The organism is Bacillus sp. F56, assembly GCF_001748205.1.
Lineage (GTDB): Bacteria > Bacillota > Bacilli > Bacillales > Bacillaceae > Bacillus > Bacillus stercoris.
This window is the reverse complement of sequence record NZ_BDFC01000005.1, coordinates 406,761-425,776: the sequence shown is the minus strand read 5'-3', so window position 1 is coordinate 425,776 and position 19,016 is coordinate 406,761. Positions and strand designations below refer to the sequence as shown.

Genomic DNA, 19,016 nt, shown 5'->3' with positions numbered 1-19,016 from the left:
AACATTGTAATGATATAAATAACATGGGTGCTGTAAAACCCTTAAATGATAACTGCTATCAGTGTAAAAACAGGCAGATATTATATGTAAAAAGCAATATGGATAGAAAACTCATGAAAAAGTTTTTAATCAATTTATGCTTTAAATGGTAGAAGGATATTATGTTCGTGGAAGAAAAACTAACGAAGTTTAAATATTTTAAATTGATAAAATAATATTGCAATAAATTATTTGTTTCATTATAATGAACTTGTTCACTCTATTGTTACAGCTTTTTTACAAAAATAATCAGAAAAGACGGAACAGAATAAAAGTTATGGAAACTTAGGTTCATTTGTCTGATATTTCTGAGGATTTAGCCGTAAGGAGCTGAAAAATTCTTATTAGGGGGTTTGCGAATATGAAAAAACGTTGGTCGATTGTCACGTTGATGCTCATTTTCACTCTCGTGCTGAGCGCTTGCGGCTTTGGCGGCAGCGGATCAAACGGTGAAGGGAAAAAGGACAGTAAAGGAAAGACAACACTTAACATTAATATTAAAACTGAGCCGTTCTCCTTACATCCGGGATTGGCAAATGATTCAGTTTCAGGCGGTGTCATCCGTCAGACTTTTGAAGGATTGACACGCATTAATGCAGATGGGGAGCCTGAAGAAGGCATGGCATCTAAAATCGAAACAAGCAAGGACGGTAAAACATATACATTCACTATTCGTGATGGTGTGAAATGGTCTAATGGAGACCCTGTAACAGCACAAGATTTTGAATATGCTTGGAAATGGGCGCTTGACCCTAATAATGAATCACAATACGCTTACCAGCTCTACTACATAAAAGGTGCTGAAGCGGCGAATACAGGCAAAGGCAGCCTAGATGATGTGGCAGTAAAAGCCGTGAATGACAAAACGCTGAAGGTTGAATTAAATAACCCGACTCCATATTTCACTGAATTAACTGCGTTCTATACGTATATGCCGATCAACAAGAAAATTGCAGAGAAAAATAAAAAGTGGAATACAAATGCTGGGGATGATTATGTATCAAACGGGCCGTTCAAAATGACAGCATGGAAACACAGCGGTTCTATTACTCTCGAAAAAAATGACCAGTATTGGGATAAAGACAAAGTCAAACTGAAGAAAATCAATATGGTTATGATCAACAATAACAATACGGAATTGAAAAAATTCCAAGCTGGCGAACTTGATTGGGCCGGTTTGCCGCTCGGACAGCTTCCGACAGAATCTCTCCCTTCCTTGAAAAAAGACGGTTCTTTACATGTTGAGCCGATGGCAGGTGTGTATTGGTACAAATTCAACACAGAAGCTAAGCCGTTAGACAACGTCAATATCCGTAAAGCATTATCTTATGCGATTGACCGTCAATCGATTGTTAAAAACATTACGCAAGGAGAGCAAATCCCAGCAATGGCTGCGGTGCCGCCGACAATGAAGGGATTTGAGGATAACAAAGAAGGCTACTACAAAGACAACGATATCAAAACGGCAAAAGAATACCTTGAAAAAGGCCTAAAAGAAATGGGCTTAAGCAAGGCATCTGACCTTCCGAAAATCAAATTGTCTTATAACACTGATGATGCACATGCGAAAATCGCTCAAGCTGTACAAGAAATGTGGAAGAAAAATTTAGGCGTAAATGTTGAGCTTGATAACTCTGAATGGAATGTCTATATCGATAAGCTCCACAGCCAAGATTATCAAATCGGCCGTATGGGCTGGCTTGGCGACTTTAACGATCCTATTAACTTCCTAGAATTGTTCCGTGACAAAGACGGAGGAAATAACGATACGGGCTGGGAAAACCCAGAATTCAAAAAATTGCTGAATCAGTCACAAACTGAAACAGATCAAAACAAACGTGCAGAGCTGCTGAAAAAAGCGGAAGAAATTTTCATTGATGAAATGCCGGTCGCTCCAATTTATTTTTATACGATTCCTTGGGTACAAGACGAAAATCTGAAAGGAACCATTATTACTGGAACTGGAGAAATTTATTTCAGAAACGCGTACTTTCAATAAGTCTTATTTGTGAAAACAATAACCTCAAGGTATATGGGGACCTATTTCCCATATACCTTTCTTACTGAAGAATATAAAAAAGTAAAAACCATGGAGGTGTTCCCCCTTGCTAAAATATATCGGAAGACGCTTAGTCTATATGATTATCACACTATTTGTGATTGTAACTGTGACATTCTTCTTAATGCAAGCAGCACCGGGCGGGCCATTTTCAGGTGAGAAAAAGCTTCCGCCTGAAATTGAAGCAAACTTAAATACGCACTATGGCTTGGACAAGCCGCTGTTTGTACAATACGTCAGTTATTTGAAATCAGTTGCAATGTGGGATTTCGGACCATCATTTAAATATAAAGGTCAGAGTGTTAACGACCTGATCAATTCAGGTTTCCCCGTTTCATTCACTCTTGGAGCAGAAGCTATTCTCCTCGCTTTAGCGTTAGGTGTATTGTTTGGAGTCATTGCAGCTCTTTACCATAATAAGTGGCAGGATTATACCGTCGCGATTTTAACGATATTTGGTATTTCAGTTCCAAGCTTTATCATGGCGGCTGTTCTGCAATATGTGTTCTCCATGAAGCTTGGGCTGTTTCCGGTCGCGGGGTGGGATTCCTGGGCATACACCTTTTTGCCTTCAATCGCACTTGCTTCCATGCCGATGGCGTTCATTGCCAGACTTTCCCGTTCAAGCATGATCGAAGTGTTAAACAGTGATTATATCCGCACTGCGAAAGCGAAAGGGCTGTCCCGTCCAGCGGTTACAGTGCGGCACGCCATTCGAAACGCGCTTTTGCCGGTTGTTACATACATGGGCCCGATGGCCGCCCAGGTCTTAACGGGAAGTTTTATCATTGAAACGATTTTTGGGATCCCGGGTCTTGGTTCACACTTCGTAAACAGTATTACAAACCGTGATTATACAGTCATTATGGGTGTAACGGTGTTCTTCAGTGTCATCCTGCTATTGTGTGTATTAATCGTAGACGTGCTTTACGGCATTATTGATCCGAGAATCAAGCTTTCCAAAGCAAAGAAAGGAGCCTAGGCCATGCAGAACATTCCGAAAAACATGTTTGAACCAGCCGCAGCGAATGCCGGCGATGCAGAAAAAATAAGTAAAAAGAGCCTTTCCCTCTGGAAAGATGCGATGCTTCGCTTCCGCAGCAATAAGCTTGCAATGGTCGGGCTTATCATTATCGTGCTCATTATCCTTATGGCCATTTTTGCGCCGGTGTTCTCAAGGTATGATTATTCAACTACTAATCTCTTAAATGCGGATAAGCCGCCTTCAAAAGATCACTGGTTCGGAACAGATGATCTTGGACGGGACATTTTCGTCCGTACCTGGGTAGGAGCGCGAATCTCAATCTTTATCGGTGTCGCAGCCGCTGTTCTTGATTTGCTGATCGGCGTCATTTGGGGGAGCATTTCAGGCTTCCGCGGAGGAAGAACAGATGAAATTATGATGCGTATCGCTGATATCCTTTGGGCAGTTCCTTCATTATTAATGGTTATCTTACTTATGGTTGTTCTTCCGAAAGGGCTATTTACGATTATTATTGCCATGACGATTACGGGCTGGATTAATATGGCCAGAATTGTACGCGGACAAGTGCTGCAGCTGAAGAATCAAGAGTATGTGCTTGCTTCACAGACACTGGGTGCAAAAACATCCCGTCTGCTGTTTAAACATATCGTGCCAAACGCAATGGGTTCCATTTTGGTCACGATGACATTGACAGTTCCTACTGCGATTTTCACAGAAGCCTTTTTAAGCTATTTGGGACTCGGTGTCCCGGCTCCGCTGGCAAGCTGGGGAACGATGGCTTCTGACGGATTGCCTGCATTGACCTATTATCCGTGGCGTTTATTCTTCCCTGCCGGATTTATCTGCATTACAATGTTTGGCTTTAACGTTGTCGGCGACGGATTAAGAGACGCATTGGATCCTAAGTTACGTAAATAAGGGAGTGATACGGGTGACACGCCTATTAGAAGTAAAAGATTTAGCAATTTCATTTAAAACATATGGCGGAGAGGTCCAAGCGATCCGCGGAGTGAATTTCCATCTGGAAAAAGGAGAGACGCTGGCTATCGTCGGAGAATCAGGTTCCGGAAAAAGTGTAACCTCTCAGGCGATTATGAAGCTGATTCCAATGCCTCCGGGTTATTTCAAACGCGGTGAAATCCTGTTTGAAGGGAAGGATCTGGTGCCGCTGTCCGAAAAAGAAATGCAAAATGTCCGGGGAAAAGAGATCGGCATGATATTCCAAGATCCGATGACCTCCTTAAATCCAACGATGAAGGTCGGTAAACAAATTACGGAAGTGCTTTTTAAACACGAAAAGGTATCAAAGGAAGCGGCTAAAAAACGCGCGGTTGAACTGCTGGAATTAGTCGGTATCCCAATGCCGGAAAAGCGGGTGAACCAATTTCCGCACGAATTTTCAGGCGGTATGAGGCAGCGGGTTGTCATTGCCATGGCGCTTGCGGCGAATCCGAAGCTTCTGATTGCCGACGAGCCGACCACTGCACTTGATGTAACGATTCAAGCGCAAATTCTGGAATTAATGAAGGATTTGCAAAAGAAAATTGACACGTCCATCATCTTTATCACACACGATCTTGGTGTTGTGGCAAACGTTGCTGACCGGGTCGCTGTCATGTACGCGGGACAGATTGTAGAAACAGGTACGGTAGACGAAATTTTCTACGATCCGAGACATCCTTATACTTGGGGGCTTCTTGCATCCATGCCGACACTGGAAAGTTCAGGAGAGGAAGAGCTGACTGCCATTCCGGGCACGCCGCCTGATTTGACAAACCCGCCAAAAGGAGATGCTTTTGCCCTGCGGAGCCCTTATGCGATGAAAATCGATTTTGAACAGGAGCCGCCAATGTTTAAGGTATCTGATACTCATTATGTCAAATCATGGTTGCTGCATCCCGACGCGCCAAAGGTAGAGCCGCCTGAAGCGGTAAAAGCGAAAATGCGTAAACTTGCAAACACGTATGAAAAACCTGTCTTAGTGAGAGAAGGTGAATGAATTGACTGAAAAACTATTAGAAATCAAACATTTAAAACAGCACTTTGTCACACCGAGAGGAACGGTTAAGGCTGTAGATGATTTATCATTTGATATCTATAAAGGTGAAACATTAGGGCTGGTTGGTGAATCTGGCTGCGGTAAATCGACAACAGGCCGAAGCATTATCCGGCTGTACGAAGCAACCGATGGTGAGGTGCTGTTCAACGGCGAAAATGTGCATGGGAAAAAATCGAGGAAAAAACTGCTGGAATTCAACCGCAAAATGCAGATGATATTCCAAGACCCATATGCATCCCTGAATCCGAGAATGACAGTTGCTGATATTATTGCTGAAGGGCTTGATATTCATAAGCTGGCGAAAACGAAAAAAGAGCGGATGCAGCGGGTCCATGAACTATTGGAAACAGTGGGATTGAACAAGGAACACGCGAACCGCTATCCCCATGAATTTTCCGGCGGCCAGCGCCAAAGAATCGGGATTGCCAGAGCGCTTGCTGTTGATCCGGAATTCATTATCGCGGATGAGCCGATTTCCGCTTTGGATGTATCCATTCAAGCGCAGGTCGTGAATTTAATGAAAGAACTGCAAAAAGAAAAAGGGCTCACATACCTGTTTATTGCCCACGATTTATCGATGGTCAAATACATCAGCGACCGCATTGGAGTTATGTATTTCGGGAAACTGGTTGAGCTTGCGCCGGCAGATGAGCTTTATGAGAATCCGCTTCATCCATATACAAAATCATTGCTTTCTGCGATTCCGCTTCCAGATCCGGACTATGAGAGAAATCGCGTCCGCCAGAAATATGATCCGTCCGTCCATCAATTAAAAGATGGGGAAACGATGGAATTCCGTGAAGTCAAACCGGGACATTTTGTGATGTGCACGGAAGCCGAATTTAAAGCTTTTTCATGATTCATCAATCCTTCAAGAGAATCTCTTGAAGGATTTTTTTGCGTCTCCATAGAAAGTGAGAATGATAACATTTACAATTAGAGGAAAAAGCGGAGGCGAAATACGATTCAATTTTTGCATAACAAAAATGTTTTTGCGCTATTGCTGTCTCAATCTCTACAATCCTTAGCAGGAGTCCTTGTCACAATCGTTTTAATGGTCCGTGTTTATCAAATGACTGACTCCGTTTTTTTGGCTGGACTCGTATTATCGTTCATGTCATTTGCAAGTATAGCGGCAAGCTTTTGCGTCTCTCCGGTGCTTCGCAATCTTGGGTTTAAAAAGGTGCTTGCGGGCGCAAATCTGCTGAGAGCGGTCTTTACAATCCTGATGTCATACAGTGTCACTCATCACGGACAGGCATTCTTTTGGATTACGCTGCTGTTTGTGTTCTGTTTTTCCTTCGCGGGCGCTTTTTTTCAGCCAGCAAGATTCGCGCTGCTGCCGATTATTGTTCCAAAAGAGCACTATATAAAAGCGAATGGCGTGATCTCCCTCTCGAATCAATTGTTCTTAACAGCAGGCTGGGGCCTTGGAGGCCTTCTGACGTATGCCGTCCCTTTTGAAGTCGTTGTCGGTGCAGCCATTTGCCTGTTTGTTCTTTCGGGAGTTTCCCTCAAGGGGCTTCATATAAATGAAAAAACGACTGATGAAACAGATGAAAAAACATCTGGCAGAAGTATATGGAAGGATTTAATGATTATTCCTATTGTAAGAGACATTACTTTTATGGACATGATAGAAGCTTTGGCGGGTTCTGTTTGGTCGTCTGCTATTCTTCTCGCCTTTACTGCGATTGTTTTACATGAAACAGAAGCGTGGTGGGGGATGTTTAACGCTTCTTATTTTATAGGTGCCATTGTCGGTAGTGTGATTGCGATTCGTTTTTCTGCTTTTTTTGAGCGGAACATGGGCTGCGCTATTATTTTCTGCTCGCTTGTGATGGCGGCGCTGACCCTTCTGTTCTCAATTTCTACAATCCCGTTTTTATGCGCGCTGGCTTGTGCCGCAATGGGGCCTTTTTATCAGGTGCGTGATATTTGCCAGGAAACCATGCTGCAGGAGGTTATTCCCGAACAGAAACGTATCGGAATCATGGCTGCAAAAAATGCAATTTTAACTCCTTGGGCAGGCGTCACCTACTCCATTATGGGATTAGTGGCTGATGCGGCTGGTGCGAAAACAGCTTTTATTGCAGCTGCTGCATTATATATCATGACGTTTATGATTGCACTGGCACAGCCCCGGCTTGTTCATTACAGGCGGGAAAACCGAGTTCAATGAGATGCACTTCAGAATAAACGGAGCAGCTGGCTCCGTTCATTCTGAAAAAAAATGAAACCATGGCGGAAGTTCGTACGTCTTTATAGATGTAAGGCTGTTTAAACAAGAAGAAATGGGGTATATCTAAAAGTATGAAGACAATGAACTCATAAGGAGCAAATCAATGAACTGGTATGAAAAGCTTAGCGAGTACTTTCCAATTGAAGAAATGAAATCAAAAGCGCATATGGAAGCTCTTCTGAAAGAGCGAAGCGATATTTACCATAAAGATGAAGGCAAACATCATATTTTAATGTTTGCGGAATTCGATTCTTTTATTTTCGTTGATTATCTGTATGTGTCTAAGGATGCAAGAGGGCAGGGGCTTGGCGGCAAATTGATCGCAAAGCTGAAAAAGAAAAATAAGCCCATATTGCTCGAGGTGGAACCTGTTGATGAAGATGATACTGATACAGAAAAACGCCTGAGGTTTTATCAAAGAGAGCATTTCAAGCATGCTCAATCAATTGGGTACCGTCGCCGGTCATTGGCTACGAATGAAGTAAACAAGATGGAGATTCTGTATTGGTCACCGAAAACAGAATCAGAAGAAGAAATTCTTGAAGCCATGAAACAGACATATGAAAACATTCATACTTATAAAGATGAGAAATGGTACGGAGAATCGTACGAAAAAACGGATGAGGTCTTGGAAATCATCGATGAAGAAAAACAAAAAAATATTTTCGATCAGTTAAGCTAATTGAGAATAAGAACATATCATGAACATTAAAAATTTGCTGGATTGACACATTTTTTTCTTAGGATACTGTTCACACTTACTTTTTTATAGTATAATACCTGTAAAGATTCCTTTTTTAGAGTAATTTCAATTTAAGAATAAAATAGATGTTCATCCTACTAATTAGAGGAGTGAAGATGAATGGTTACACTATACACATCACCAAGCTGTACTTCATGCAGAAAGGCGAGAGCGTGGCTCGAGGAGCACGAGATTCCATTTGTAGAAAGAAACATTTTCTCTGAACCTTTATCAATTGATGAAATAAAACAAATTCTTCGAATGACTGAGGACGGAACAGATGAAATCATCTCAACCCGTTCAAAAGTATTCCAAAAACTCAATGTGAACGTTGAATCTATGCCGCTGCAAGATTTGTACCGCTTGATCAACGAGCATCCAGGTTTGCTTCGCCGTCCGATCATCATCGACGAAAAACGTTTGCAAGTCGGATATAACGAAGACGAAATCAGACGTTTCCTGCCAAGAAAAGTTCGCTCTTTCCAATTAAGAGAAGCACAGCGTTTGGCAAACTAATAGATCGTATCATCAAAAGAAGGCTGAGTCATCAGCCTTCTTTTATTTTTCAACCTGCTGGTAATAAATGCTCGCAAGAATGACAAACGCAACCGTCAAAATGGGGAGGAGTGTTTCGACTGTGCCGTGCTGCGCCATAAAAAGAGACAGCTTTTTGTCTCTGACAATCATTTCTCCGCCAGTATAGGCAAGCAGCCCGCTTCCCGCGTAAATCAGAAGCGGTATTTTCCCTAGTGCAATATGGATGAGTTTGCTGCCCCAAATAATAACCGGAACCGATACACACAAACCTATGACGACGAGAGAAAACTCACCGTGTGATGCTCCTGCAACTGCGATGACATTGTCCAGCGACATAAAGAGATCTGCAAGCACAATCGTTCGTATCGCTCTCCACAAAGAGGTGCTGCTTTTAATGTGCTGCGTATCTTTTTTTTCGATCAGCAGCTGATATCCTAAATACAGCAGGAAAATTCCGCCGGCGCACTGCAAGAACGGAATGTTCAAAAGATATACTGCTGCACTTGTTAATCCGATTCTCATGGTAACGGCTATAAATGTTCCGAGAATAATAGCTTGCTGTCTTTGCTTGTCCGGCAAATGTCTGCTGGCCATGGCAATGACGACCGCATTATCTCCGCCAAGGATCAGGTCGATCCCAACAATTACAAGCAGAGAAATCAGATAGTCATGCTCCATGAATCGGCACCTCGCTTTCAGTCCTTCGCTTGTACTACTACTATATGAGACAGGCCGCATTTTATGATATCAGCAGCCTGAACTGCCGTTTTTTAGGCAAAGGTGCATTTTTATTTCTTTTGTGACTGTTTTATCATAAAATAGAAATACAAAGGAATTCACACTGGCCTTGCTTAAGGTTAAGATGTGGACGGAATGGGTAAAGTGTAGTAAAGTACAATTAATCGGGAGCTTAGATGTCCCTTCAACATCTTATATAGAAGGGAAGGTTGGCAAATGGAAATTGAAAGAATTAACGAGCATACAGTAAAATTTTATATGTCTTACGGAGATATTGAAGATCGCGGTTTTGACAGAGAAGAAATTTGGTATAACCGTGAGCGCAGTGAAGAACTGTTCTGGGAAGTCATGGATGAAGTTCATGAAGAAGAGGAATTCGCTGTGGAAGGCCCTCTTTGGATTCAAGTTCAGGCACTTGACAAAGGATTAGAAATCATCGTCACAAAAGCCCAGCTTTCCAAAGACGGACAAAAGCTCGAACTGCCGATTCCTGAGGATAAAAAGCAAGAACCAGCATCTGAGGACCTTGACGCCTTGCTGGATGATTTCCAGAAAGAAGAGCAGGCCATCAATCAGGAAGAGAAGGAGCAAAAGCTTCAATTTGTCTTGCGATTTGGCGATTTTGAGGATGTTATTTCTCTATCTAATTTGAACGTTAACGGAAGCAAAACGACTTTATATTCGTTTGAGAACCGATATTATTTATATGTGGATTTTTGCAATATGACTGATGAAGAGGTTGAAAATCAGCTAAGCATCCTGCTGGAGTACGCAAATGAATCCTCAATCAGCATACACCGTCTTGAAGAGTACGGCAAGCTGATTATTTCAGAGCATGCTCTAGAAACGATAAAAAAACACTTTGCATCATAGCAAACCGATTTCTTTCCGGAAATCGGTTTTTTTATGCACTAAAATGCCATTTTAAGATGTGAAAAATCGAAAACATACGTACAAGCGAAAATACAGCGAACAGGAGTTGATCAATTTATCCAGAAAGTATACCTCATCTGGAAAGGAGAGATGACAATTGTTTAGTGCTGTGACTGAAGACGGTCAAATGTTTCACCTTTTAGGCGCTCAGCAAAGCCAAAAATTAAAGCGGAAACGATTCTTCTGTCCGGTATGCGGAGAAGAGCTTGCTGTGAAGCTCGGACTTCAAAAAGCGCCGCATTTCGCCCATAAACAGAACAAGTCCTGCTCCATAGACATAGAACCGGAAAGCGCCTACCATTTAGAAGGAAAAAGGCAGCTGTACGTATGGCTGAAAACGCAAAAGGCTTCTCCCATATTGGAACCGTATATAAGGGAAATCAACCAAAGACCGGACGTCATGGCAAGGATCAAGGAGCGTATGCTTGCTGTTGAATATCAATGTGCCACGATCAGCCCGGATGTCTTTCAAAAGCGGACAGAGGGCTTCAAACAAGCAGGGATCATCCCGCAGTGGATTATGGGCCGCAGCCGCTTACAACGGACTGCTGCGTCCTTTTATCAGCTTTCAGCTTTTCATTGGCAGTTTATCAATGCAAATCCATACAGAGAACTGATATGTTATTGTCCGGAAAGGCGTTCTTTTCTCCGGCTCAGCCACATCATTCCATTCTACACAACCCATTCTTATTCCTCAGTCCAAACGATCCCTATCCATCGGGCAGGTATAGACGATCTTTTTTTTACTGAACCGAAATCCTCAATTCAATATTCAGGCTGGACGAAAGCGATACACCGTTTTCGCCATAAACCCCATCGGTTTAGCTCAAAGGAAACAAACCGCCTTAAGCAGCTGTTTTATGAGAAGCGGCAGACGCCCTTTTCTTTTCTGCCGACTGAAGTGTTTGTTCCTGTTGTAAAAGGGGCAGTTTTTAAGAGTCCGGTTTTTGTGTGGCAGGGGTTTCTTTACCTGTTTATCACGGATCTTGGAGAGAAACATGCGCCAATTCGTTTTTCAGCCGTTTTACAGCAATGCAAACTGCACATTCATAAAAAAAACATTGCACTCAGATTCGACGAATGCAGCGAAGAGTGTCTTTCAGAAGCTGTTAAACAGTACATTGATTTTTTGTGCAAGAAGGGATTTTTAAGGGAGACTCAGAAAGAAGTATATGTGCTGAACCAGCCTGCAGATGGCATTCGCTCAATGCAGGATCTCATAGAAAGAGACCGAAGCTGTTTTATAGAATGAGTTTGTCTGATTTGGCTCACCCTAAGACAAAGGTGGTGGGCTGGCTGTGAACGGCACAAAAGGAAAGGTTTTTCGTGTTTTTACTGCTTTTTTGGCATTCGTTCTCTTCATTACTGCATATGATTTGACAAAAGGCAGTGAAAAACCGGAAGATATTCACAACACAAGTTTATTGGGAAACAGTTGCTTTTTCAATTGGCTTGAATCAAAGAAGACGAGGGGGATCACCATGGCTGAGGAAAAAAAAGCAAATCAACTGCCTGACAGAAGTGTGGTAAAGGCAGAAGACACATGGAGACTTGAGGATATTTTTCCTAGTGATGAGGCCTGGAATAAAGAATTTCAAGCTGTAAAAGAATTAATTCCGAATTTATCTAAGTATAAAGGAAAGCTGGCAGATTCAGCAGATCATTTATACGAGGCTCTTACGTACCAAGATAAAGTGATGGAGCGGCTGGGAAGGCTGTACACATATGCGCATATGCGCTCTGACCAAGATACCGGGAACTCCTTTTACCAAGGGCTGAATGATAAGGCGGGAAACCTGTATACACAGGCCGCAAGCGCGACAGCTTATTTGGTTCCTGAAATTTTATCCATAGAAGAAGACAAACTGCAGCAGTTCATTCTTGAAAAAGAAGAATTAAAGCTGTACTCTCATGCGATTGAGGAGATTACAAAAGAACGTCCGCATGTGCTGAGCGAGAAGGAAGAAGCGCTGCTTGCTGAGGCCTCTGAGGTATTAGGATCATCTTCAAATACATTCAGCGTGTTAAATAACGCAGATATTACGTTCCCGTCCATTAAAGACGAAGATGGGAATGAAAAACAGATCACACACGGCAACTTTATTAATTTCTTGGAAAGTGAAAACCGCGAAGTCCGCAAAAATGCGTTTGACGCAGTGTATAAAACGTACGGACAATATAAAAACACAATGGCCACGACACTAAGCGGCACTGTGAAAAAGGACAACTTCTACGCGAGAGTGAAAAAGTACAAGTCAGCGCGTGAGGCTGCGCTTTCTAACAACAGCATTCCTGAGGAAGTATACGATAACCTCGTGAAGACGATTAATAAGCATTTGCCTCTTCTCCACCGCTATATCGCGCTGAGAAAGAAAGTGCTTGAGCTAGATGAAGTGCATATCTATGATCTGTATACACCGCTTGTGAAGGATGCGGGGATGAAGGTGACATACGAGGAAGCCAAAGATTACATGCTGAAAGGCCTCGCACCTTTAGGGGAGGAATATGCCTCTATCCTAAAAGAAGGACTGGAAAACCGCTGGGTGGACGTTTATGAAAATAAAGGAAAACGCAATGGCGCTTATTCATCAGGAGCTTACGGCACGAATCCGTATATTTTGATGAACTGGCATGATAACGTCAATAATCTCTTTACGCTCGTGCACGAGTTTGGACATTCCGTACACAGCTACTATACGAGAAAGCACCAGCCATATCCATATGGCAATTACAGCATCTTTGTCGCAGAAGTTGCTTCTACGACAAATGAAGCGCTTCTTGGCGAATATCTGCTGAATAATTTAGAGGATGAAAAGCAGCGTTTATATATCCTCAACCATATGCTTGAAGGCTTTAGGGGAACGGTCTTCAGACAAACGATGTTTGCCGAGTTTGAACATCTGATCCATACAAAGGCGCAAGAAGGCGAGCCGCTTACACCTGAACTCCTGACAAATGTTTATTACGATCTGAATAAAAAGTATTTCGGAGACGGCATGGTGATTGATAAGGAAATCGGCCTTGAATGGTCGCGGATTCCGCACTTCTATTACAATTACTATGTGTATCAGTATGCGACGGGGTACAGCGCTGCCCAAGCATTAAGCAGCCAGATTTTGAAGGAAGGGAAGCCTGCGGTTGACCGTTATATTGACTTCCTGAAAGCGGGAAGCTCACAATACCCGATTGATGTCCTGAAAAAAGCGGGCGTTGATATGACGTCTCCAGAGCCAATCGAAGCTGCTTGCAAAATGTTTGAAGAAAAACTCGATGAAATGGAAGAGCTGCTGATGAAAGTCAAGCAGTCTTAAAAAAAAAAAGCCTGTGCGGAAATGACGCACAGGCTTTTTTAAAACCCTTTAAAGGTTTTCCGGTGATTCAAGCGGTAGAGGGTAAACAAAATAGACAGAAACAGCAGAGGAGAGGTAATATAAAGCGGCAGCATATGCATCATGCCTAAGATATTCAGACAGAAAAAAACGGCAATGCACACAATCGAGATCAAAATAGACATCATGGCGGTCCTCCTCGTCCTTTTTCCTTATAAGGATATGAGTGAATGGACTCCGTTATGTTTTGTGACAAAAATATGAACATTAAGCATAGAGGTTGTCAAAAGTCGACATTCTTTGTTATCATAAGGATGTGAAATTGATCACAAACAAACATTACCCCTTTGTTTGACCGTGAAAAATTTCTCCCATCCCCTTTGTTGTCGTTAAGACATATGAAACCGCGCTTATCCCGGCGCGGTTTCTTTAGTATTAAATTTAGAACATATGTTTGGTTCTAGCGCAAAAAAAACAGCCTCAAGCATATGCACGCCTGCGGCTATTTTTCACATGATTGATATTCATCAGAATAAGTGCTGAGAGACTTCCAAAACATTCCGTGTTTGGCCTCCACTTTGGCAACCTTTTTAGCAAACGCCAATTTTTTCATTTCTTTTTCTACCTCTTCAAGGCTCAGGTCATACACAAGAGCAATTTCCTTCGAGGCAACGAAGCGGAAATATTCAATAAAACATTCTAAAGGCGGTGTTTCCGACGGCTTCGGCTCGTCGCCAAGCATCTCAAATAAAATTTCTTCATATACATCATATGAGTAGCTTCCAGGAACTTTAAGCCCTTCATCCTCATGCTGCGTATTGAAGAACGTCAGTGTCGGATTAACAGAAACATCCATCTCAGCAGCAATTTTCATGTCACATTGAAGCGCCTTGACCGCGCTTTGAGAATGCAGATCTTTTTTAAATTCTTCAAGATCGAGACTTGTATTTTCAGCAATCTCCAAAAGCACATTTTCATCGGTGATGTTTTTCTTTGAAACAAATAGGCTCTCCTGCATATTTCTGAGAAATTGCATACCGGCTTTTCTTCCTTGCAATTCGGCTGCTTTAAAAGCGAGAGCAGCCATATAAGGTGATGAAAGCGGCTGATCTTGCTCGAACCAGAGATTGCCGTCACACGACATGCCTGAGCGGCTCGCGATCTTTTCCCATGCTTCTGCGAGAAGATGCTTTTTTCGCTTTTTATTTAAAGCGGTAAGACTTGCGGAAGCGATAATGCGTAAGGTGAAAAAACGTCCGTATCTAATTTTCAGCTTTTTGATGACGGGCTCTAAGGACCAGCATTCAGGACATAAAGGGTCTACAAACATATAAATCTCAAGCGGTTTTTTTGGGTGACCGTGGCAATGGGCGAAGTATAGCTCATGCTGATAGTTTGTCAAGATGATCGATCCTCCGCTTCCGTTTGATTCACCATATGCCTTGCTGTCAACTCCAGCCGGCCAAACAAAAACTCGCGAATTTCGCCCTCCAGCCCTACATGGTCCATTGCGTCCTTCATACAGCTGAGCCACGCATCAGCTCTCTCGTTTGTAATTGGAAAGGGAAGATGCCTTGCTCTGAGCATAGGATGGCCGTGTTCCTCAGTATAAAGAGGAGGCCCGCCTAAATACTGAGTTAAGAATTGCTTCTGTTTCCTGGCGGTTTCTGTCAAATCGCTCGGAAAAATCGGCTTCAGCAAAGGATGAGACGCGACACGCTCATAAAAAGTATCAACAAGTTGCGATAGAAGTTCCTCTCCAATCGCTTCATAAGGTGCGTTAAACGATTGTCCCATGTTGACTACTCCTTTAAATATGGCTAATAGGAATCATAAATCCTATTGCAAAAAGTAATTTTCTGTATTTCATTATTTCATCTAGGTTTATTTTAGCAACAAGGCATCATTTCTACAAACAAACTGCCTTTTTTGCGTATGATAACTCATTTCGGCTGACAGCCGGGGTTTGTATTTCATATCATATCACATAAAAATCAGGAATGCGTAAGATTTCACTTCGCAAAAAAACCAGAGGGGGAGCCCTCTGGTTACGCGTAATAAGCTGAAGTTATTTTTTTTACATAGTTTTGCGTTTCTTGGAAAGGAGGAATGCCTCCGTACCGGTCAACATTCCCCGGTCCGGCGTTGTAAGCCGCTAATGCCATAGACACATTGCCGTCGTATTTATCCAACATTTGTTTTAAATATTTCGTTCCGCCCTCCACATTTTGCTGCGGATCAAGCGGGTTGGAAACGCCTAGTGAGCTTGCTGTTGATGGCATCAGCTGCATGAGGCCCATCGCACCTGCTCCGCTGACCGCTTTTGCATTAAAGCCTGATTCCTGCTTGATGATGGCACGAATCAGTTTTTCATCGACGCCATATTTATCAGCGGCTTTTTTAATCGCACTGTCAACGGAGAAGTCTCCCGAACTGATCTGATTTGCTTCATGTTTGTTTGAAGCTGAATCTGCAGCAGCTGTTTCGGTGTTTTCTGCCGCTTTTGTGATTGAACCTGAATTGCTGCTCGTATATGAGTTGGGCCCATACGCTGAAAGCAGTGACGGCGCTGTTGTATTCGCGCTGTTCAGCATGCTGAGCGGGCTTGGCGATGAGGAAGGTGCTGATTGCTGAGATGCCAGACCGTTTGTATATTGGCTGAGCAAAGAGCTGAAACTTGAAAGCGGGCTTTCCGTATTCTGAGTGTCCGAGCTGCTGCGTGCATTAGATATGGACTGTAGTGCCTGAAGCTGAAGTAAAGCTGCCCAATTCGTTACATTCACGATGTCATTCCACCTTATATAGACTTTCGTTTTTCTTCATAAAAACGCAGAATTTTATTTTTGGTTTCGCGCTGAGGAATGCTGAATTGCTGAAGCAGCTTCTCGAAGGCTTGTCTGCCCTCATGCCAATCCGCCGCCTCAAATTCAATTTCATAGTCCTCTTTATTTAAATATCGGCTGTGGTCTAAAACTATTAAGCCTTTTTCTGTTTCTTTTTCCGCTCGGTTTGTTGCTAAAGATCCAAAGTATCGAATGGCATCCGTATCGATCTGAAGCTTGTGCAGCTGGTCCTTCACAGGGCCCTCGGGAACTGAAAATGCAGCTAGATCTGATACCTCTGAAAGCTGCTGGTGCGTTTCCAGAAGCCCCACATCAGCCGGCTCTTTTAATGTAAGGACATACTTTCCGTTTTTTCTGCGGATACGAAGCGCTGCATGTTTTTGTTTCAGCGCAAAGCTGTCTGTATCAAAATAATGATTCTTTTGATCTGTAAAATCTTTTTCTGTCAGCTGGAGTGCCGCTGTTATGTTTTTGAATTCTTGTTTGGTCAGCATATTTTTAAATTCGATTTCAATTTCTTGGGTCATGATGATCTTCCTTTCCGCCCTGTAAATCTTATTTTTACTATTATCTCTTTAGATGTTTGGTTTATCAATATCGAGCTTGATATGATAAAATGAATCTGAACTTTGTTTAAAAAGGAGAGCATTATGCAAAACAGAATCGAAATTTTGAACGCAACATTATCGGATGATCAGCTTCGCCTTGCCTGTCAGACAGAAGGAGACGAAGCGGAACGCAAGCCGTCAGGTCAAATGCTTGTTGATTCTGACCACTTTGCTTTTGTATACATAATTGAATTAGCTGATTCTTTTGAATATGTCATTATAAAGGAACATATATGGCCGGAATTGAAGCAGGCCCATGCACAAAAAATACCGGTCTTATTAGAGGCAGGAGACCAAACGATTGAACTGGCAGGCCTGCATGAGGAGCTGGAATATCTTTTAGAAAATATAAAAGACAACGCAAACTATGGAGAAGAGATGGAAGAAAAAGTGAAACGCGTGTTTTTATAGAAACTGGTTCGGAATTGGGGGATGTATGATGGATGACAAACAATGGGAGCGTTTTTTAGTGCCGTACCGCCAGGCTGTCGAAGAGTTGAAAGTGAAGCTCAAGGGGATCCGCACACTATATGAATACGAGGACGACCATTCACCGATCGAATTTGTGACCGGACGCGTCAAGCCTGTGGCAAGCATACTTGAAAAAGCGAGACGGAAAAGCATACCGCTGCATGAAATTGAAACCATGCAGGATATCGCTGGCCTTAGAATCATGTGCCAATTTGTCGATGACATCCAAATCGTAAAAGAGATGCTTTTTGCCAGAAAAGATTTCACCGTTGTGGATCAGAGGGATTATATTGCGGAGCATAAAGAGAGCGGATACCGGTCTTATCATCTTGTTGTACTATATCCTTTGCAGACGGTGTCCGGAGAAAAGCATGTTCTCGTGGAAATACAGATCCGTACACTGGCGATGAATTTTTGGGCGACCATTGAGCATTCATTGAATTATAAATACAGCGGAAACATTCCTGAAAAAGTGAAACTAAGGCTTCAGCGCGCTTCTGAAGCGGCTTCCCGGCTTGATGAAGAGATGTCGGAGATCAGGGGTGAAGTACAGGAAGCTCAAGCTGCCTTTTCAAGAAAGAAAAAAGGAAGCGAGCAACAATAGGTAAAGGGGAAGAAGAGCATGAAATTTGCCGTATCATCAAAAGGAGATCAAGTTTCTGATACGCTGAAAAGCAAAATACAGGCGTATTTATTGGATTTTGATATGGAACTGGATGAAAATGAACCGGAAATCGTTATTTCAGTCGGAGGCGACGGAACGCTTTTGTATGCTTTTCACAGATACAGCGACCGCTTGGACAAAACAGCATTTGTCGGTGTTCACACAGGTCATCTGGGGTTTTATGCCGACTGGGTTCCTCATGAAATTGAAAAACTTGTTCTCGCAATTGCGAAAACGCCGTATCATACTGTCGAATATCCGCTTCTCGAAGTCATTGTGACCTATCACGAAAACGAGCGGGAAGAAAGATACTTAGCCTTGAATGAATGTACGATTAAAAGCATAGAAGGAAGCCTTGTTGCTGATGTGGAAATCAAGGGGCAGCTCTTTGAAACCTTCCGGGGCGACGGCCTCTGCCTGTCAACGCCATCAGGCAGCACAGCTTACAATAAGGCGCTGGGCGGAGCGATAATCCATCCGTCTATCAGGGCGATCCAGCTTGCGGAAATGGCATCTATTAATAACCGCGTGTTCCGTACGGTCGGATCACCTCTGCTTCTCCCATCCCATCATGATTGCATGATTAAGCCGAGAAACGAAGTTGACTTTCAAGTGACGATTGACCATTTAACCCTTCTTCATAAGGATGTGAAGTCGATCCGCTGCCAGGTTGCATCCGAAAAAGTGCGGTTTGCAAGATTCCGTCCGTTTCCATTTTGGAAAAGAGTCCAGGATTCGTTTATCGGAAAAGGTGAATAGAAAGAGGA

At 42.8% G+C, this 19,016-nt stretch carries 21 protein-coding genes and 1 pseudogene; 15 read left to right on the top strand and 7 right to left on the bottom strand.

Features of this window, described 5'->3' with window-relative positions; genetic code table 11:
- The first annotated feature begins 400 nt into the window (after nt 1-400).
- The 8 genes from oppA to spx all read left to right on the top strand — a co-directional run bounded on the left by oppA (nt 401) and on the right by spx (nt 8,642).
- Nucleotides 401-2,038: an oligopeptide ABC transporter substrate-binding protein OppA gene (gene oppA / locus BFW96_RS06840; protein WP_069839012.1), complete on the top strand. Its 1,638-nt coding sequence runs from the start codon at nt 401-403 to the stop codon at nt 2,036-2,038.
- A 106-nt stretch (nt 2,039-2,144) separates the two neighbouring features.
- A complete protein-coding gene (oppB, locus tag BFW96_RS06835) occupies nt 2,145-3,080 on the top strand; it encodes an oligopeptide ABC transporter permease OppB (RefSeq protein ID WP_041345470.1) in 936 nt (311 codons plus the stop codon).
- Nucleotides 3,081-3,083: 3 nt separating this feature from the next.
- Nucleotides 3,084-4,001 carry an oligopeptide ABC transporter permease OppC gene (oppC, locus tag BFW96_RS06830; protein WP_043857278.1) on the top strand — a complete coding sequence of 306 codons (918 nt, stop codon included), beginning with the start codon at nt 3,084-3,086 and terminating at the stop codon, nt 3,999-4,001.
- 4 nt (nt 4,002-4,005) lie between these two features.
- Nucleotides 4,006-5,082: an oligopeptide ABC transporter ATP-binding protein OppD gene (oppD, locus tag BFW96_RS06825; RefSeq protein WP_083252819.1), complete on the top strand. Its 1,077-nt coding sequence runs from the start codon at nt 4,006-4,008 to the stop codon at nt 5,080-5,082.
- Nucleotide 5,083: 1 nt separating this feature from the next.
- The gene (gene oppF, locus BFW96_RS06820) at nt 5,084-6,001 is read left to right on the top strand and encodes an oligopeptide ABC transporter ATP-binding protein OppF (RefSeq protein WP_003239287.1); all 918 of its coding nucleotides are present in this window, start codon (nt 5,084-5,086) and stop codon (nt 5,999-6,001) included.
- A gap of 105 nt (nt 6,002-6,106) precedes the next feature.
- Entirely contained in the window at nt 6,107-7,324 is a 1,218-nt protein-coding gene (locus BFW96_RS06815) for an MFS transporter (protein WP_083252818.1), read from the top strand.
- 163 nt (nt 7,325-7,487) lie between these two features.
- Nucleotides 7,488-8,066: a GNAT family N-acetyltransferase gene (locus BFW96_RS06810; RefSeq protein WP_003244921.1), complete on the top strand. Its 579-nt coding sequence runs from the start codon at nt 7,488-7,490 to the stop codon at nt 8,064-8,066.
- Nucleotides 8,067-8,246: 180 nt separating this feature from the next.
- Complete coding sequence (gene spx, locus BFW96_RS06805) at nt 8,247-8,642, top strand: transcriptional regulator Spx (RefSeq protein WP_003245483.1); 396 nt, start codon at nt 8,247-8,249, stop codon at nt 8,640-8,642.
- 42 nt (nt 8,643-8,684) lie between these two features.
- Here spx and BFW96_RS06800 read toward each other — a convergent pair whose 3' ends face one another.
- Nucleotides 8,685-9,341 (bottom strand): TerC family protein, encoded by a 657-nt coding sequence (locus tag BFW96_RS06800; RefSeq protein ID WP_069839009.1) that lies wholly within the window; start codon nt 9,339-9,341, stop codon nt 8,685-8,687.
- A gap of 169 nt (nt 9,342-9,510) precedes the next feature.
- Here BFW96_RS06800 and BFW96_RS21430 point away from each other — a divergent pair, with 169 nt between their 5' ends.
- Together BFW96_RS21430 and mecA are read left to right on the top strand one after the other, a co-directional pair.
- Nucleotides 9,511-9,651, top strand: coding sequence for a hypothetical protein (locus BFW96_RS21430; RefSeq protein WP_134975725.1), 141 nt, complete (start codon nt 9,511-9,513; stop codon nt 9,649-9,651).
- Nucleotides 9,618-10,274 (top strand): adaptor protein MecA, encoded by a 657-nt coding sequence (mecA, locus tag BFW96_RS06795; protein ID WP_069149371.1) that lies wholly within the window; start codon nt 9,618-9,620, stop codon nt 10,272-10,274. Before BFW96_RS21430 ends, mecA begins: the two co-directional genes overlap by 34 nt.
- Here the strand turns inward: mecA and BFW96_RS22065 are convergent.
- Nucleotides 10,269-10,388, bottom strand: a pseudogene (locus BFW96_RS22065) (hypothetical protein). The gene mecA and the pseudogene BFW96_RS22065 sit on opposite strands and share 6 nt — an antisense overlap.
- Before the next feature lie 73 nt (nt 10,389-10,461).
- Here BFW96_RS22065 and BFW96_RS06790 point away from each other — a divergent pair.
- Together BFW96_RS06790 and pepF are read left to right on the top strand one after the other, a co-directional pair.
- Nucleotides 10,462-11,586 (top strand): competence protein CoiA, encoded by a 1,125-nt coding sequence (locus BFW96_RS06790; protein WP_234698030.1) that lies wholly within the window; start codon nt 10,462-10,464, stop codon nt 11,584-11,586.
- A gap of 229 nt (nt 11,587-11,815) precedes the next feature.
- Nucleotides 11,816-13,645, top strand: a complete 1,830-nt coding sequence (gene pepF / locus BFW96_RS06785; RefSeq protein ID WP_200761846.1) for an oligoendopeptidase F — start codon at nt 11,816-11,818, stop codon at nt 13,643-13,645.
- 38 nt (nt 13,646-13,683) lie between these two features.
- On the opposite strand, the gene BFW96_RS06780 is transcribed toward pepF, so the two are convergent.
- From BFW96_RS06780 to BFW96_RS06755, 5 genes are all read right to left on the bottom strand, one after another.
- Entirely contained in the window at nt 13,684-13,851 is a 168-nt protein-coding gene (locus tag BFW96_RS06780) for a hypothetical protein (protein WP_069839006.1), read from the bottom strand.
- Between the two features lie 314 nt (nt 13,852-14,165).
- Nucleotides 14,166-15,065, bottom strand: coding sequence for a protease adaptor protein SpxH (gene spxH, locus BFW96_RS06770; protein WP_041521296.1), 900 nt, complete (start codon nt 15,063-15,065; stop codon nt 14,166-14,168).
- Nucleotides 15,062-15,460 (bottom strand): globin domain-containing protein, encoded by a 399-nt coding sequence (locus BFW96_RS06765; protein WP_003232928.1) that lies wholly within the window; start codon nt 15,458-15,460, stop codon nt 15,062-15,064. Before BFW96_RS06765 ends, spxH begins: the two co-directional genes overlap by 4 nt.
- Before the next feature lie 251 nt (nt 15,461-15,711).
- Nucleotides 15,712-16,446: a bifunctional muramidase/murein lytic transglycosylase gene (cwlQ, locus tag BFW96_RS06760; protein WP_069839005.1), complete on the bottom strand. Its 735-nt coding sequence runs from the start codon at nt 16,444-16,446 to the stop codon at nt 15,712-15,714.
- A 14-nt stretch (nt 16,447-16,460) separates the two neighbouring features.
- Complete coding sequence (locus BFW96_RS06755; RefSeq protein ID WP_014663539.1) at nt 16,461-17,033, bottom strand: CYTH domain-containing protein; 573 nt, start codon at nt 17,031-17,033, stop codon at nt 16,461-16,463.
- 123 nt (nt 17,034-17,156) lie between these two features.
- On the opposite strand from BFW96_RS06755, the gene BFW96_RS06750 reads away from it, so the two are divergent.
- Genes BFW96_RS06750 through BFW96_RS06740 form a run of 3 tightly spaced genes read left to right on the top strand, consistent with a single transcriptional unit; the run spans nt 17,157 to nt 19,008 of the window.
- The gene (locus BFW96_RS06750; protein WP_069839004.1) at nt 17,157-17,525 is read left to right on the top strand and encodes a UPF0738 family protein; all 369 of its coding nucleotides are present in this window, start codon (nt 17,157-17,159) and stop codon (nt 17,523-17,525) included.
- A 28-nt stretch (nt 17,526-17,553) separates the two neighbouring features.
- Nucleotides 17,554-18,189, top strand: coding sequence for a GTP diphosphokinase (gene yjbM / locus BFW96_RS06745; protein WP_003245294.1), 636 nt, complete (start codon nt 17,554-17,556; stop codon nt 18,187-18,189).
- A gap of 18 nt (nt 18,190-18,207) precedes the next feature.
- Nucleotides 18,208-19,008, top strand: a complete 801-nt coding sequence (locus tag BFW96_RS06740) for an NAD kinase (RefSeq protein WP_003232918.1) — start codon at nt 18,208-18,210, stop codon at nt 19,006-19,008.
- Nucleotides 19,009-19,016 lie beyond the last annotated feature (8 nt).